The 15,817-nt window shown below is 65.9% G+C and carries 12 protein-coding genes; 1 reads left to right on the top strand and 11 read right to left on the bottom strand.

Translation table 11 applies throughout. The features are described from left to right. The coding region (locus AB1E34_RS21425; RefSeq protein ID WP_372574352.1) for a transposase at positions 1-184 on the top strand (184 nt) is incomplete at its 5' end. A gap of 186 nt (positions 185-370) precedes the next feature. Here AB1E34_RS21425 and AB1E34_RS21420 read toward each other — a convergent pair. The 11 genes from AB1E34_RS21420 to tssC are packed head-to-tail and all read right to left on the bottom strand — an operon-like array spanning position 371 to position 15,791. After that, a complete protein-coding gene (locus tag AB1E34_RS21420; RefSeq protein WP_372574351.1) occupies positions 371-1,477 on the bottom strand; it encodes a polysaccharide biosynthesis/export family protein in 1,107 nt (368 codons plus the stop codon). Next, positions 1,474-2,841, bottom strand: coding sequence for a type VI secretion system-associated protein TagF (gene tagF, locus AB1E34_RS21415; RefSeq protein ID WP_372574350.1), 1,368 nt, complete (start codon positions 2,839-2,841; stop codon positions 1,474-1,476). Before tagF ends, AB1E34_RS21420 begins: the two co-directional genes overlap by 4 nt. 9 nt (positions 2,842-2,850) lie before the next feature. Continuing rightward, complete coding sequence (tssM, locus tag AB1E34_RS21410; protein WP_372574349.1) at positions 2,851-6,330, bottom strand: type VI secretion system membrane subunit TssM; 3,480 nt, start codon at positions 6,328-6,330, stop codon at positions 2,851-2,853. Next, positions 6,327-7,772 (bottom strand): type VI secretion system protein TssL, long form, encoded by a 1,446-nt coding sequence (gene tssL, locus AB1E34_RS21405; protein WP_372574348.1) that lies wholly within the window; start codon positions 7,770-7,772, stop codon positions 6,327-6,329. The genes tssM and tssL overlap by 4 nt, the downstream gene beginning before the upstream one ends. After that, positions 7,769-9,109, bottom strand: coding sequence for a type VI secretion system baseplate subunit TssK (gene tssK, locus AB1E34_RS21400; RefSeq protein ID WP_372574347.1), 1,341 nt, complete (start codon positions 9,107-9,109; stop codon positions 7,769-7,771). The genes tssL and tssK overlap by 4 nt, the downstream gene beginning before the upstream one ends. Beyond that, positions 9,106-10,362, bottom strand: coding sequence for a hypothetical protein (locus AB1E34_RS21395; protein WP_372574346.1), 1,257 nt, complete (start codon positions 10,360-10,362; stop codon positions 9,106-9,108). Before AB1E34_RS21395 ends, tssK begins: the two co-directional genes overlap by 4 nt. After that, the gene (tssG, locus tag AB1E34_RS21390; RefSeq protein WP_372574345.1) at positions 10,359-11,336 is read right to left on the bottom strand and encodes a type VI secretion system baseplate subunit TssG; all 978 of its coding nucleotides are present in this window, start codon (positions 11,334-11,336) and stop codon (positions 10,359-10,361) included. The genes AB1E34_RS21395 and tssG overlap by 4 nt, the downstream gene beginning before the upstream one ends. After that, positions 11,333-13,111, bottom strand: coding sequence for a type VI secretion system baseplate subunit TssF (gene tssF, locus AB1E34_RS21385; protein WP_372574344.1), 1,779 nt, complete (start codon positions 13,109-13,111; stop codon positions 11,333-11,335). The genes tssG and tssF overlap by 4 nt, the downstream gene beginning before the upstream one ends. Then, positions 13,104-13,613 (bottom strand): type VI secretion system baseplate subunit TssE, encoded by a 510-nt coding sequence (gene tssE / locus AB1E34_RS21380; RefSeq protein WP_372574343.1) that lies wholly within the window; start codon positions 13,611-13,613, stop codon positions 13,104-13,106. The genes tssF and tssE overlap by 8 nt, the downstream gene beginning before the upstream one ends. A 1-nt stretch (position 13,614) precedes the next feature. Next, positions 13,615-14,421 carry a type VI secretion system accessory protein TagJ gene (locus tag AB1E34_RS21375; protein ID WP_372574342.1) on the bottom strand — a complete coding sequence of 269 codons (807 nt, stop codon included), beginning with the start codon at positions 14,419-14,421 and terminating at the stop codon, positions 13,615-13,617. Further along, positions 14,418-15,791 carry a type VI secretion system contractile sheath large subunit gene (tssC, locus tag AB1E34_RS21370; RefSeq protein ID WP_372574341.1) on the bottom strand — a complete coding sequence of 458 codons (1,374 nt, stop codon included), beginning with the start codon at positions 15,789-15,791 and terminating at the stop codon, positions 14,418-14,420. Before tssC ends, AB1E34_RS21375 begins: the two co-directional genes overlap by 4 nt. Positions 15,792-15,817: the final 26 nt, after the last annotated feature.

The following is a 15,817-nucleotide window of genomic DNA, read 5'->3' as shown; positions in this document are numbered from 1 at the left end:
GCCGCCATATTCGCCTGACCTAAACCCGATCGAAATGGCCTTCTCGAAGCTGAAGGCGCATTTGCGAAGGATCGGGGCTAGGACATTCGACCAGATGTTCGATGCACTCGCCGAAATCTGCAATCTGTTCACATCGCGGGAATGTTGGAATTACTTCTGTGAGGCTGGATATGGATCAGGTTAAAGGCTCGGAACTTTAGGTTCGAGCAGGGACATTCAGCAGAAGGGCATAGGTTGCCACGCCGCAGAACCACAGTGCCGATGACGATGGCATTTGCGCTAGAAAACTGGAGCGTCATGGCGAACACGACCGCAATGAAAGTCCAGCTAGGGCAACATAGCTGTGGGCTGGCGCCAGTCCGTCGCAGATTTACTCCAGTACCAGAGGTGCCTGCGGAGCGGGCACTTCGGGTGGGCTGTTGAATATCTGGAAGTATTTCGAGAAATTCGCCAGCGGGGCATTGCCGACATAGAGTACGTCTCCGTCTCGCATCTGAAATTTCGAGGCGTTCAAGATCTGCTGAGGGTCCTTGTAGTCGGCGCGAAAGATTACATCGCCGGTCACGACCCGCTGATTGCCTTGCCAATCGCGCAGCATGAAGGACTCGCCCGGCTTCATGCGCCGCATTACGAAGACCGACCGCGGATTGGCGCGGGAGGCCTGCAAACCGCCTGCCTTGGCGACTGCCTTGGCCAGGGTGACGGCCCCTTCCGCAAACGGGAACTCGCCGGTGTTCAACAAGGCACCCTCGGCGAAATAGCTGGCATCGCCCAGACCGACAACCACCGTATCGTTGGGCAGCAGGGGAATATCAGAACGCGGGTTGGCGATCAACTCGTCGAGCCGTTGGCTGGCCTGATGGCTGCCGCGCAGCAGGGTGACGACGGTCTGGTCTGGCGCGGTTCGGGCGCCGCCAGCTGTGGCGATCCCGTCCAGCACGCTCTCGCCGCCGGGCGTCAAACCGTATACGCCCGCCGCACCGACGGCGCCCTGCACGGTATAGTTGTCGGTCGCTTTGCGCGAAATCGATACGGTCGTGGACGGATTGATGGCGTTTTCGCGCAGTGTCTGGGTGATCAGGTTCTGTGCCCCGGCGGTGGAACGCCCGCCGATCTGCACCGTGCCCACGAAGGGCAGGTTCACCGCGCCGGTGCTGGAAACCGGGAACTCCCCCAATGTCACGGCGCCGCTTTCGGCGGCGTTGAACATGCCGGATTCACCGGTGTCAAACAGCGTCACGCTGATCGTGTCGCCGGGCTTGATGACGCCAGGCAAGTGGTTTTGGCGCCCCAACGTACTCAGATCGCCCCCGAGCTGACGATCGCCCAGTTTGGCCACGACCTCATCATTAATCTGCAGGATCGGCACGTCCGCCTTGCGGGATTTTGACAGCACAGTCTGAGTCTTCGGGCCGTCTGACGGGGCGCAGGCCGCAAGTGCCAGTGCCATCAGGACGGCCAGGGATTGTCGTTTCATTCTTCTTTGCCTTTCAGTTCGTTTGCCAGCGTGCCCTCTGCGGGGAGCCTGGCCTTTAAAATCACGGTCACAGCGGCGGCATCCATTGCGGCCCCGGCGATGATCGCGTCCTGTGCTAGGTGGTCGGCTGCCCGCTGCGCTGTGGCGGCAGAGCCGAGAACCCGGGACATGTCATGCTCGGACAGGACTGCGTGCACCCCACCCGAGCAGAGCAGGAACCGGTCTCCGGCCATCGCCTCACCGGCGGTGGTTTCGACATTCGGGCGCATCTCGGCGCCAAGGGCGCGGTTGATCATGGTTGGTATCATCCGGTCAACATGATCGCGCGTCAGCTGGGTGAACCGCCCGTCGCGCATCATGTAGGCGCGCACATTTCCGCTCCAAAACAGGGCATAGCGCCCGCCCTGGATCAGCAGCACACCCGCTGATGCGGCGAAGACCCTTCCGGTCGGCAGGCCGCGCGCGCGCAGCTTGGTGTTGACCGTCCCCAGCTTGCCCTTGGCCTCGGCGATGAGATCGTTCATCGAAAACGGGTTTTCGATCGTCGCAAGGGTTGCGGCGGCGTCTTTCACCGCATCGTTCAGACCCGGCACATGTCCGATACCGCTGAGCAGGCTCATGGCCTGCCCATCGGGGCTGATTGCAACGGCGTCGGTCAGTGTGGCCTTGCGTGCCGCTTTAACAGCCGCGCCGCCGCTTTCGGCGCTGAGCAGCACCCGCTGCGGTGTCGCCGGGGCCTCGGGTGTGGGTGCGGGCTCGTCGGCCCCGGAGAGGGGCTGACGCAGAAGCTGTTGGTGAAACGAGGCGGGGTCCGGCAAGCCGTCGGTCCTGAGAACCGCGCCTCCGCGCGTCCACCAGAGACTCTGGTTCGCCCCATTGTTTGTCGCCGCGCGCGTAACCGGTGTGAACAGAAACTGCATCGCGGCCAGATCGTGATCCAGGCCGGAGCGATTGAACCCGGCCTCCAGCACGGAATGCGCGCGCGCCTCGGCCCATTCGAACCAGGCGGACATGTCCTGGATCAGATGATCCAGGCGGCCAGCATGTCCGGGCAATGGTGTCGCGATCACCAGAGGAAAGTACCGGCCCACCCGGTCCACGCTGGGGATCATCACCAGCATGACCGGATCGGGGCTAAGCACACCGCCGCCCACCAGCCCGTTCCAGGCGGGGGCGACGAGGAAGCTGTCAAGCCAGTCGCGCCCCAGTGCGCGCTGGCTTTCGCGCACGCATTGGCGCAGCCAGTCGTCCAGCGCGTTGATCATTCCGCGGGACAGCCCGTGCGAGACAAAGTCGCCCTGCGTAGGCAATTTGCCGAAATAGCCGGTGCGCAGTTCGACCTGCGGGCGGGTCCGGGATGACATGGTCCGCATCTACTCCATCAGGGTCCGGGGGCAGGAAAAGGCGGACATCGCCTCAAGCTCGAACGGGTTGTTGACGCTATCCGCCGTGATCCGGAACCGCAGCCCGTAGCCCGCGACCTGAAAGGCGGCGTCGAACTCGTTGCGCGAGACCGGCGTGATCCGCTGTGCGCGGTCGATCAGCCGGAAGGCGCTCCAGTCGCTGTTGATCACCAAATCGTTGCTGCGTGCGCTTGGCAGGGCACGGAGGAAGGCGCGGCCCGGGTTCTGGCCCGGCCATATCAGCGGACGACGCGGCGCGTTGGCGAAGCCATAGACCGATATCTCGCCGCCAAGGCCTACCTGCACCGTGGACGGGTCGCCGCTGCTGCCGATCAGGTCGAAATCTACGCCCACTTCGGGATGGGTGGCGCCTGCCGGGAAAAACGCAGTGCGGATCTGGGCGGCGCGCTGGAACTGAGCCAGAGCTTCGGAGCTGTCGCCTGCTGTCCCCAGACCGCCCTTCCAACTCCACGGGTTGGTGGAGCGATCAACGAACGGGTCGAGATTGGCGGCAAAGAAGCTGTCGAAGACGCCGTCGGGGCCAAAGATGCGCGTGAAATCATCAAGGGTCACCTCGCGCGATTGCTGCCGGTCGAACGGGTAGCGCCCCGCGACCGCGCGCAGGCATTGCTGGGCGGGACCAGCGGCCCAGATTGCAGACAATTCGTCGCGCGCGCGTTCGACCGTGCTGGCCGCCAGCGACCCGGCCAGACCGGTTAACCATGCATCCGCCGGTCCCGGCAGAGCGCGGGCCGAGGCCACAAGCTCTTGAATACCCTCGTTGAGCTGGCTTTCCGCAGCAAAGACCTCAGCCGCGCGCGCATCGCTCGCATTGACCCGGTTGAGCTGCTGATAGATGCCGTCGAATTGCGGAGTGAGCGCCGCGAAACCTTCAGCCGTCTCCTCTCCTGCGTCAGCCTCGCTTGCCAGCGCCCGCCGCAGTGGGCCGAAGAGATCGGGCGCCGCAGCTGGATCGAAAGACAGCGCCGAGGCGTCGAACCCCTCGGGCGCAACGGAGAGCGGACCGATCAGATCGGTCCGGTCGACAATGTCGGTTGCCAGGCGTTGCAGCGGATCGGCTTCTGATGACAGCAGCAGCAGCAGGTCGGCCCCGTCGCCCAGCGATGCGACTGCGCGGATGCGGATATCGCTCACGGTGTCACGCCACATATCGCTGAACTGTGTCCAATACAGCTCGACCGCATTGCGGGCGATCTCGCTGACATCGTCGGGCCTGGACCCGCCCGCGCCGCGCACCCAATCCTCCTGCGCGGCGATCTCGGCCATGGTCCCGACCTGCGGCAGCAGGACGCCCTGATATCCCGCGCTTGTGTAAAGCCCGGGGATCGGCTCGGTCAGCGCTGTACCCGACATGCGCTCGAACGCATCCGAGGCCGCGGGGCCCACGGCACCGGCGACGCTCCAGCCGGGTAGGGCGCGGGTTTCAGTGCGCGTCGCCAGCAGATCGAGCGTGCGTTGTGCGGGCGAGCGGTTGGCGATCGTCTCGCGGGTCTTGGCCACCAGATCGGTGTCGATTTCCAACACCGGAAGGTCTCCGCGTTGCAGCATCGCCTCAAGATGGCGATGCAGGGTGACGCGAGTGGGCGCGCGGCCCGGTCCGGGATAAAGCGTGGCAAAGACATCCTCGGCTTGGGCCAGCAGCGCATCGGCATCCACCGGACCGTAACCGGCAAGCGACAGGTAGTGCTTGAGCGTCTCGAACGCCTCGGCCTCGGTCAGATCGTCGGATTTGAGCCTGTCCTGAAGCGCCACCATGTAGCGGGGTTGCAGATAGGTGCCCAGCGCGGCGGCATAAAGGTCCTGATAGCGCGCGTTGATGCGCCGCTCCTGCCCAAGCCCGAAGCCCAGCAGATAGAGCGGCACCTGTTCGGCCTCGGCATCGAAGACGGCGGGCGTGGTTTCCAGCGTGTTGAGCGCCGGCAGGACCCGCAGGAAATCGCGGTCCCGTACGTCCTGCGTGGGGATGTTGCGGGCGCGGGTGGCATAGCGGGCCAGCGTATCATCTGCGCGCACCAGCGCCCGGTGGTTCACCAGATAGCTGCTGGTCCACGAGATCGAGAGGCCCAGCACGACCAGCGCCAGTAGCGCATAACCGGCTGCGATGACAATCTTGCGGCGCTGGCTGACACGCCGGTCGCGGGCGATCAGCGCGGCCTCGCCCAGGATCACATCCGAGAACAGCCGCGACACGAAGTAACTGCGGTTCATCGCACGCGCGGGCGCGCCGGGAATGCGCCGCGCCTCGGCGTCCTGTGTAGCTGACGCGAAATAGAGGCCCCGGATCAGCGGGGCTGAGACGGTTGCAGTGCCCGAGGCCAGTTCCTCGACAATCTCGCGCAGGCTGTCATGCAACGCGGCGATCTGGGCTGGAAACCGGAAGATCGCGCCGCGCCGGTCGATATCGGTCTCCTGTTGCAGTCGTTCCAGCAGCAGCCCGTTCAGCCGGTCCTGCAAAGCGGAGTACTCATGGCTGAACATCTCGGGCAGGTCGCCGTCCCGTTCGGCCTTCTCGAAATCGAAGGTCATGCCCCAGACCTGCTCGCGCGACTGGCCGCCCAGATCCTCGAAGAACGTGGCGAATCCGTTCAGCCGGTCGGCTTTGGTCAGCACGATATAAACCGGCACGCGGGCCTTGAGCGTATCTTCGATTTCGGCGAGACGCTGACGGATCGCGCGCACTTCGCGCAGGCGCTGGTCGGGCTCCTGCGTCAGCAGGTCGGTCAGCGACAGGGTCAGAACTACGCCATTGATGGGCTGCGCGGGGCGGCGTTTGCGCAGCATCGACAGGAAGCCCAGAAACCCCTGCGCGTCGCGTTCGCGCTGGCTGTCCTGCGTGGTATAGCGCCCGGCCGTGTCGATCAGGATCGCGCGGTCGGTGAACCACCAATTGCAGTTGCGGGTGCCGCCGACGCCCTGCACGGGTTCGGCCCCCATCGCGTCGCCCAGCGGAAACTTGAGCCCCGAATTGGTCAGCAGGGTGGTCTTGCCCGCGCCGGGCGCGCCTATCATCAGATACCACGGAAATTCATAGACATAGCCGACGCGCTGCCGGGCCACCTTGCGCATCAGCTTCATCGCCTCGCGCAGGCGGTCGCGCAGATCGTTGATTTCTTCCTGGGTCTCCTCTGCGGCACGCGCCCCAGGCGACTGGGTTGCGTCCTCGACCAGCTGTGCATCTGCCTTGCGGGCACGCCGCCACGAGAGAAGCTGCCAGATCGCGCCGAGCACCAGCACAATTGCGATGGCGATAAGACGGTTGCGTGCGGGCGCAAGCGGCGCGAAATCGCCATAGGCGAGGCGCGGACCGAAGACCCAGATGAGGACGCAGATCGCGATCAGCCAGACCAGCACCAGAAAGCGCCGCCCGACGACGCCCAGATAGCTGTCCATCTGCGACCTGAAACTTGTCCACATGCCCAGAGGATTCATTGATTTGCCTCCGATGGGTTGGCCTGCGGCTCATAGAATTGCGGATCGACCCGGTCGCCCGCACCCCGCACGAGGATTTCGGTGCGGCGGTTACGCTCACGTCCTTCAGGAGTGTCATTGCTGGCAATGGGTCTGGTATCCGCCTCGCCGCGAATATCGACGCTGTCCGAGGGGACATAGCCCACCAGAATGTCGCGCACCGCATTTGCCCGTGCGGTCGACAGGTGAAAGTTCGACGGGTAGGGCGCGGCCCGGATCGGCAGGTTGTCGGTATGGCCCAGCACGGTCACGTTGAAATCCTCCGCCGCCAGCGCCTGGCCGATGCGGTGGAAGAGCGGCTCGAAATCCTCTTCGACCCAGGCCGCGCCGACGCCGAAGGCCCCGGAATTGGCAATCCGCACCAGCACGCTGTCGCCATCGCGCAGCAGAGTGACGAGGCCCTGTTCGACCTCGGGCTGCAGGAACGAGATGAACACCTCGATCGGTGGTGGTGATGGTGGCGCGATCGGCTGTTCTGGGACCACCGGTTCTACCTTCAAGGGCGGCGCTTCGGCGGGCGGCGGGGTGGGCGGAGGGGTCGCCACCGGGATGAACAGGGTGGGTACATCATCGGGTGGCAGCGTCGCCATCTGGTCCAGCGTGCCATTGGTCGCGCGGCCAAGCAGTAGCGTGAACGCCAAGAAGATCAGCGACAGCAGCAGCAGCGCCAGACCACTCAGCAGCCAGAACATCCGACCCCGGCGCAGGGGCATATGGGCAGCGTCTTCGCCCTGCCAATGGGGTGAGAGATCCCGCTCGGTCCCGTCGAAATGCTGGCGCAGCACGCGGTAGAGGTTGTCACGGATCTGCGCCAACTCGAGCCCGCCGCGTGCACTGACGCGGGTGCGTCCCTCGAAACCCAGCGACAGGCAGAGATAGATCAGCATCAGGATATCGCGATAGGTGCCCGGCTCCTGCTGGAAACGGCGCAGCAATTCGAACACCTTGTCTCCGCCGGTCACGTCGTGATGAAAGGTCGAGACCAGCCCTTCGATCGCCCAGCCTTCGCCCCATGGGCGGTTGCGGATCACGTCGTCCAGCGTGGCGCAGACCACGTAATGCGCCGCGCGGGCCTGCAACGGCACGATACCTGCAGCGCCCAGCCGTTTTTCATAGTCCTTGACTGCGGCGATGGTTTCGCGCCGTAACTGGCTCAGATCGGGGGTCAACTCGCGCTTGCGCAATGCGTGGGCGAGGTTTAGCAGCGGTGCCGCCTCGGCGACCACCACGGGCAGGTCGCTACCATCCAGCCGGAACCCGGCCAGAATGTCGGGAACCGAGATCGGGTCGGCAACCGGTTCGGCCTCGGGCGCAGGCCTTACCGGGTCGCGCTTCTTGCCGGGTGTGGGCAGGACGATCAGCGGTTCGTCCTTGCCATCAGGCGGGCTGGATGCGGCGGTCACGGCCTGATCCCCCACAATTCCATTTCAAGCCCCGGGACTTCCGAGGATAGATGCAGGGCAATGGTGCCCGAGCTGGTCACGTCGCGCCACACATCCCCTTGGGTTTCCAACGAAAAATAGGTCGTGCCAGAGCGGAAGGGCAGTTGCCGCGGTGCCACGGGCATGGCCCGCACCTGCACGCCCGGCAGCGCCACGTTGACCAGTTCGGCGATCCGTTCGACCGGGCCGATCTTGATCTGGTTCGGCAAGAGGCGGCGGAGCCGCTCCTCGGGGATGTCGGCCTTGACCGCCAGTACAAGCGCCGCTTCGTCCTTGAGGCCCTGATCGGCGATCATGCCCACTTGCACCCCATGGCGACGCTGCTCCAGCGGGATCGGCACTGCGCTCTGGTCCAGCACGGTCGAGAGCGCGCGGCGCAGCTCGTCCATCACCGGTTCGAAACTGGCTCGGGGATCGATATGGCGATAGGCGGGCAGTTCGGCGGGCAGCCGGGTGTCGGTGGTGAAGGTCGCAAGCTCTCCGGCCAACGAACGTAGCGTGCGATAGGCGCTTTCGGGATGAATCTGTGCAGCCTGTTCGGCCAGATGTTCGACCAGCGGGCTGGCGCGGTTGAGCGTCTGCAACATCAGGTAATCGCCCAGTTCCGCCGAGCCGCGTAGCGTCGGTTCCGCCGCGCGCCGGGCGATGGCCGTGGCGCGATGGCGCAGGAGGCCCAGCAACTCGTTCATGAAGCCCAGCAGACGGGGCGCTGCGGCGATGGTCTGCACTGGCGGGATCATGTCGGTGTCGAGCACAACGCTCAGATCCGCGCGCACTTCGACGATCCGGGCGATAGGCAGGGTCTCGAACCCGGCCAGATCGTCGCCATCCGTCTTGAGGCTCAGCGCAAAGCGGCCCACGGCAATCGGCGCGGTATATGAAATGTCGGTATTGTTGTCATCGGCATCGAATTCCTCGCGCCTCAGCCTTACGCCGCGTGCGGCCTCGCCCTCGCCGGGGCCGAACTCGGGCGCGCCGGGCCGTTGGGCAGGCAGCGCCAGATAGACCGTCACATCGGTCATGCCCTCGGATAGCGGCAGCGGATCAGGCAGAGCACATTGATCGGGTGCCGAGAAAAGGGTGCCGTCGGCCAAGGTGCCCCGGATCGAAGTCAAACCGAACCGCCCGATCCCCAGCGCGGCCTTATCGGGCGTCAATTCAAGCAGACCCCAGGGGTAGGGGGCCAGCGTTGCGGTGCGGTCGCGCACAAGGCCCTCGACCCAGCGGTCGGCCTGCTGAAAATGCTGGACTTTCAGGAACATGCCTTCAGTCCATGCGACACGGTTCTGGGTCTTCACCTGTTCTGCCTTTCCAACGGATCAATCAGGGCGTCGCGCAGCGCGCGCGCCAGCGTCTCGGGGTTGAGCGCGGCCTCTTCGGAGCACCAGCGCGCGCGGTATTCCCGCCATGCCTCGGTCGTCGGGCGCAACCGGGCAGCCACACCGCCCGTGGCGGTGACGTGATGGGTGATGGTCTCGGGGGCCAGGTCTTCGCGCGCTTGCGTTAATGCAGCCACAAGCGTCTCGGTCAGGGCGGCCTGGCGCGCGACGATCCGCGCAAGGCAAGTCGACAGAACCTCGACCGACAGGCCCGCCGGATCCGAGAGCAGGATGGCGGGTTCGAATGCCGCGCGGGCGGGGATATCCTGTCTGGGCGGATCGACATCCAGATCGCCCAGAACGCGGTTTGTCAGCGCCTCGACCTCGCTCAGCCCGTCAAGCGCGACTCGCAGTGCCTCGCCCGCGTTGGCCAGCTGCGCCGCCTCGGGGGCGTCCACCTCGCCTTCGTAGATCCCGAGCGCATCATGCAGGGGTTTCAGGGCGCCGGGACCACGTTTCGTGGCGATGGCGGGAGAGGGCGTCGCGCGGGCCTGAGTTGCGGCAAGGCTCAGCCCCTCGCGGGGCGCGGCGATCTGTTGGAACCGGTCGGGTGCAGGGGTCTCGCTGTTCCAGTCATCGGGCAGGAGCACGCGCGCGACCGGGTCGTGATCGGGATGCGATGGCAGGCTGTCCTCCAGTTCGACCGTTGCCTCACGTCCTGCGCCGTAGGTTCCCAACTGGTCCCAACCAGCGTTGCGCGGACCGGGATCGGGTGCCTGACCGAGTAGGCCATCCAGCCATTCCTCGCCACCCCGTCCCGGCAACGGACCCGAGGCATCCTCGCCGCCGGGAGCTACATCCGACAGGATCGCGCTGATCGTGGGCGTGGCGGGATCGGCAAAAAGATCGGTGACCCCAGCCGCCTCGCTGGCCCGGGACTGATCTACCCGGGCGCGCAGTTTGTGCGCGCCAAGGATCACCGTCGCGCCGTGGTGGATCGCGACTTCGTGGCCTTCGGGTACGGGATGGCCTTCTATCAACACATTGCCCGATGCCTCGGCCACAAAGCCGCCGCCAGCGCGCCGAACGCTCAGCCGCGCTTCGGCCTGTTCTTCGGCGGGAAGCATCCAGGTCACGCCCGGCCCCGTGCCGATGGTGAAGGGCGTCGCGCCGTCGGTCATTCGCTGGTCACCCGCGCCGGGCCCATCCATACGTTCAAAGGTCAACTTCATGCCGCCACCCGCGCGGCGGAACCGACAATCGCGTCCTCGCTATCTGCCTCGGCTGGCAGGCTGCGCGCCCAGCAGTTCCAGTCAAGCCGTGCGCCTGGCCCCTCGCGGCTGAGCTGCGTCTCGGGGATGTCGCGACGGTCCAGCACGATCTGGAAATCGAAATCAATCACCGGCCCGACATAGAGCCGGGTAAGGCGCCGGATGCGCTCCAGCCGGGGTTGGCCTTCTTCGAGGCTTACGAAATCGCCATAGCGGACGGGTCCGATACGCACCCTGATCTGCCCGGTGCGGTCCGGGAACCGGCTGCCTGCGGTGGCGTCGCGGTCCATGACCACCGCGCCGCTCATCCGGGTCTGTTCCGAGCGCGGCAACGCGCGCCAGCGCAGATGGAATTGTTCGATTTCGACCGGCAGCCCGAGCTCGGCCGAGAGGATCTGGCGCAGCCCCACCGCCCCCCGCGTCCGTTGCGCATAAAGCCCGGCATAGCGCAGCGTCTCGTCACCGGGCAGCGGGGTTTCTCGCTGCAGGCCCGGGGTGGCGAAACCGATCAGCGCGCGCAGCGCGAGCAGGATCTTGTTGTGGCCTGCCGCGCTCCATCGCAACCGGCGAGGCAGGCTGTATTTCTCGGTCACCTCGGCGAAGAGCCAGGTCAGCCGGTCCGAGAACATATCGATAAACGCCAGAAACCCGCCCGCGCGCCGCCGTTGGTCGCGCGCCGCCAGAACGCCATAGGCGGGGGGCAGCGGCGAGAGCGGCCCCAGCAGACCCATGATCGGCGTTTCCAGCTCGATCAAATCGGCGCTCTCCCGCACGGCGGTGATCGCCTGAGGCGTCGCCGCCCCGGCGGGGACGGTGCGCGTCACCACGCGCCGCCCGCTGCGTCGCGCCTCGGTCTCGGCCACACGCAGGGCGGTGGCGGCGTCGAACCGAGCGGGATGGGATTTCAACAGCTCGAAGAGATGCGTGTCGGTCATATCAGCGGCTGCTCCCCGGATCGGGCGGCGAACTGAGCGAGCGTGTCGGCACGATCCTTGAGCCGCACGCGCATCCGCGTGAAGGTGTTGAGCGTGGTGTAGGCGCCCAGAAAGTGGTCGATCACACTGCTGAACAGCATCGCGCGACCTGGTTCGATCTGATCGGGATCGAGGGTCAGCGTGATGTCTACCCCGCTGACCACCACGCCGGACAGGCGGGCAATGGCGGGTTTGCTGCGTGCCTCGTGAATAGCGTCGATCATCTGAGCCGTCTCGCGGCTGTCGCCGGGATCGTAGAGGCGCAGGATGCCCTTGAGCGCCGCCGCGCCCTCGGTCTCGAGCGACAGGTGGTTCAGCGACAGGTGCGACATCAGCTGCCAGCGGTGATCGCCTGAGTGATCGGTGCGATCCGGCAGACTGATCGGGCGCAGACAAGTGATCGCCCCGGCCCCTTCGACCGGCGAGGCGAAGCGCAGGCGCGGCTGTCCGCCCCCGAAAGGCAGCGCGCGGGGCAATGCGCCATTGGTGGCGAGAATGTCGATCCCGGCGGTCAGTTCACCCGGCGCGGTCGCCTCGCCCCGGCTGTCGACAAAGGCGATGGAGGCCCGTCGCGCCGCCGCGTTACTGGTGCGGGTGCTGCGGTCGATCTGGTAGAAGACACCCTCGCGCGCGCGATCGCTGATCCGGTGGAAAAAGGGCCATGCGGGCATGGTCTGGCCCGCCGCATCGCTGAGCGTGATCCGCGTGATCGAATGCACCTGCCGTGTATCGGCTCGCCGCGCGTCGGCCAGTAGTGGGAAGCTGGCGCGGGTGCCATCCAGCACCACCGGCTCTGCCCGCGTCTCGAACAGATTCACCACCGGCGTCGCGCCCAGCAGCAACGATTGGCGGCTCACCTGCTGTTCCAGGCTGTCGGGCGCCTTGTCGAGATAGAGATAAAGGTCCAACCGGTCGGTCTGGCTGATCGGTCCGGTCTCGATATCGAAGAACAGGAATTTCTCGGGTAGTGCGAAGAACTCGGTCAGCAAGCGGTAGCCGGGGAACGCGCCCTCGGGGCTGGGCAGCAACGCCTCATCCACCGTGAACCCGACCGGCTTCAGGGCGGAGGATGGCAGGAACCGCGCCGAACTATCCGAGCCATGCGCAGCCACGGCAACGCGGGTCACATGCTGCATCAGATGCGCATGCAGCGTCTGCGCCTGCCGCGCGGACCCGGCCGCAAAGAACCGGAACCGAGTGAGGCCCAGTTCGGAAATCGGGGTCTTGCCCATGGGCACCAGCGTGATCCGCAGACAGCCCGCCGGGCTTGCGCCCGGCAGCGCAGGGGCCTCGATGGGGCGGTTCATCATCCGCACCGACTCGATCCGGATCGGGGCCAGCGCCACGTCCTGCGTGGTGCTGAAGCGGCAGATATCGCCTTCGACCCGCTCGCTGTCGATCTGCGTGCCGCGCGGCAAAATCTGTTGGGCGTCCGCCTCGGGGTCCGGGGCGATGGCCAGTACAGTCATCGCTGGCACCGGGGCCAGGTAGTGCGGGTAGAGCGTTTCCAGCAGCCCATCGCTCAGCTCGGGCAGGCTGTCATCCAGCTTTTGCCGCAGCCGCGCGGTGGAATAGGCGAAGCTTTGGACCAGCCGCTCCACATGCGGGTCATCGCTGGTCTCGGGTGACAGGCGCAGCCGCCCGGCGATCTTGGGAAAGGCATCGGCGAAGCGGCCAGCGCGGCCGCGCAGCGCCTCAAGCTCTTCGCTGTAATATTCCAGGAACCGGTTACGCATGACGAGCCCCGCTGATCACGGTGAAGCCATGGGTGGCGGGGTCGAGCCGGGTTTCGAAGCTGACCGGCGGCAGGCCGGGACGGGCGCGAAACCGCGCGGTGATGCGCAGTCGCAGAGCCCGCTGGTCCTGTTGTGGCATTGGCAGCAACGAGACAGACAGGTCCTCCAGGCGCGGCTCGAACCGGGCGATGCGCCATTCGATCCGGGCGGCGAAACGGCGGCGCTGTTCATCGGTCACGAGGCTGGCGTTAAAGAAATCCTCGACGCCGAGGCCGACCAAACTGTCCTCAAGCACCGGCAGACCGTCCGGCGGCGAGGTTGGTCGGCACCGCGTGTTGAGCAGGATCGCCAGATCGCGCCGTACTGCCTCGCGCAAGCCGTTCAGCGTTTCGGACCGGCTGATGGGCGGATCGTGCGGCAGCTCTGGATCGGTGTCGATCAACCGATCCAGAAGCGAAGGGGCGAGCCGGTCCGGCCGCGCGGAGACTGGGGCGCGGGACATCCTAGGCGTCACCCTCTTCAAAATGCAGGGTGGTCGCGGTGGCGCAGGTTTGCATGTCGTCCCCGACCAGCCAACCACGCTGGCCATGGCCAAAGATCAGCCCACCGGGTCCTTCGGAAAAGTCGGTGATCCGGCCCAGCGATTGCGCAGCCCCCTCGGGCGCGGGGTAGATCGCCGGAATGCGCAGATCGGCAGCAGAGGCGTTGGTCAGCGTGACCCGCGCCCGGCGGTAGGCCAGATCAAGCGGGCGTGTGACCGGTTCGAAACGGACCTCTGACAGAGTGTCGAACTCCAACCACATATAGTTGCCGCCCGCCGTCACCACTTCCAGCGCGTGAGGCAGCCGGTCATCGAGATCGCGAAACGTGTCGAACGCCAAGCCGTCCCAGATGACATTCTGCGCGCCGCGTTCGTCGTCCAGCTGGTGTAGCAGGGCGCGCGCGCTGTCGCCATCGCCTGAGCGCAGCGCGACATTCATCTTAAGCGCCAGATTGCTCAGGGCAGAGGGTCCTTCGGGAAAGACCGGCAGTGCACCGTCCTCCCACCAGGCGTTGCGCGCCTGGATTCCGCGCAGATGCTGGCGAAACACGCCGAGCCCCAGCGCCTTGTCCGGCGCGTTCTGCCCAGCCAGCTTGGCTTGGGTTTCGGCCCGGCCCAGATCGCCCGCCAAAACCGCCAGTTCGGCCAGCAGCATCCGCGCCTCGAAATCGCGTGGCCGGGATTTGACCGTGGCGACAGCCGCGCCAACGGCGCCGTTGAGGTCGTCGTCCGAAAGCGCCCGCGAGATCACGTCCGTGGTCTGGGTCATGCGACAAGTCCTTCACGAGATGCGGTTCCCGAGCTGTCGGTGACCAGATGGAAACTGGTCGAGACATCGTCGAGCTGGAAATGAGGTTGCAGCCGGATGGTGCAGTTATAGGTGCCGGGGCGACCGGGGATGGGGGTCACGGCGACGCCCGCATCACGCAGCGGATACTGCGCCTTCAACTCGTTCCCGGCGTCGTCATTGCCCAGGCAATAGCCGCGCAACCACGCCTCCAGATCCGCTTGGATGGTACCGGGGTCGGCGAGCGAGCCGATCTCGTCCCGCATGATCACTTTCAGATAATGGGCAAACCGCGAGGTGCAGAGCACATAGTGCAGCATCGCCGCCAGCCGGGCGTTCTGAGTTGCGATGGGACGGTCATAGCGTTTCGGAATATGCAGCGAGGGCAACATGTTGAACACCGGGTCGGTGTCCAGATGCAGATGCGAGAGCGGGATGATGCCATGTTCGCACAGCGCCTCTTCCTGCTCCGATGACAGGCGCAGCCGCACCGGGCCCTGCGCCGACAGGCCATGCCGGTCGGTCCCCGGATCCACCGGGTTCAGGCCCGCCACGCGTCCGCCGCCTGGCTCGTCCTGATAGGCGCCGCGAATGGCGGCGAACCAGCCGCTGGATAGAAACGCGTCAATCACCGTCAGGGCAAACCCGAACGCACCATTGCAGGGCAGCGTGCCCGCCACCGCGTCGCGTTGCACGAAGGGGCGCGGATGATAGGGGTCGTCGCGGCGCACCAGCAGCAGATCGGGTGCGACCAGCCCCACAAAGCGGGTATCCTCGCCTCGTCTGAGTGCCTGCCAGCGCGCGAAATCGGGCTGCTCGCGCTGGATCAGATGCGCGGGCTCGATCCCGGTATACGGGGCCAGATCGTCGAAACTGGCCAGCCCGAAGGTTGGCGAGCCCGCCGCCGCAATAAGGGGGCAAAAGGCCGAGGCCGCAACCGCCGCCAGACGGCGAAGCGCGTCCACCGTGTCGGCGGCCCCGCCGTCGGTTCGGTGGGAGAGCTGGTAATCTCCGACCAGCAAACCGAAGGGCTGCCCGCCGGGCATGCCGAATTCGCCCTCATGGACAAGACGATAGAGATGGCTTTGATCGAAGTCGGCGGCGCGCTCAAGGCCGCGCGCCAGGGTGGGCCAGTCTACATCCAGAACCTTAATGATCACGCCCTGACCGGGGTCGGAGCGATCCACCAGCAAGCGCAGGCCGCGCCAACGTGCCTCGAGCGCGCGGAAGTCGGCATGGTTGCGGATGACGTCAAGCTGGCGCGACACGACCCGATCGATGCGGGCGATCACCGCATCGACACGCGCGAACAGATCCGCTCGTCGCGCATCATCCGAGAGGGCAGGGCGCATTTCCGCGCCCTGCCTCATGTGCTCAA

Origin of the sequence: Ruegeria jejuensis (assembly GCF_041537905.1) — a bacterium.
Taxonomy (GTDB): Bacteria; Pseudomonadota; Alphaproteobacteria; order Rhodobacterales; family Rhodobacteraceae; genus Ruegeria_C.
The sequence above is the reverse complement of the archived record's forward strand: the minus strand, read 5'-3'. Positions and strand labels throughout refer to the sequence as shown.

Excerpts from the sequence above, each read along its gene's own strand:
- AB1E34_RS21420 (WP_372574351.1), bottom strand. The coding sequence starts at position 1,477 with ATGAAACGACAATCCCTGGCCGTCCTGATGGCACTGGCACTTGCGGCC.
- tagF (WP_372574350.1), bottom strand. The coding sequence starts at position 2,841 with ATGTCATCCCGGACCCGCCCGCAGGTCGAACTGCGCACCGGCTATTTC.
- tssM (WP_372574349.1), bottom strand. The coding sequence starts at position 6,330 with ATGAATCCTCTGGGCATGTGGACAAGTTTCAGGTCGCAGATGGACAGC.
- AB1E34_RS21395 (WP_372574346.1), bottom strand. The coding sequence starts at position 10,362 with ATGAAGTTGACCTTTGAACGTATGGATGGGCCCGGCGCGGGTGACCAG.
- tssG (WP_372574345.1), bottom strand. The coding sequence starts at position 11,336 with ATGACCGACACGCATCTCTTCGAGCTGTTGAAATCCCATCCCGCTCGG.
- tssF (WP_372574344.1), bottom strand. The coding sequence starts at position 13,111 with ATGCGTAACCGGTTCCTGGAATATTACAGCGAAGAGCTTGAGGCGCTG.
- tssE (WP_372574343.1), bottom strand. The coding sequence starts at position 13,613 with ATGTCCCGCGCCCCAGTCTCCGCGCGGCCGGACCGGCTCGCCCCTTCG.
- AB1E34_RS21375 (WP_372574342.1), bottom strand. The coding sequence starts at position 14,421 with ATGACCCAGACCACGGACGTGATCTCGCGGGCGCTTTCGGACGACGAC.
- tssC (WP_372574341.1), bottom strand. The coding sequence starts at position 15,791 with ATGCGCCCTGCCCTCTCGGATGATGCGCGACGAGCGGATCTGTTCGCG.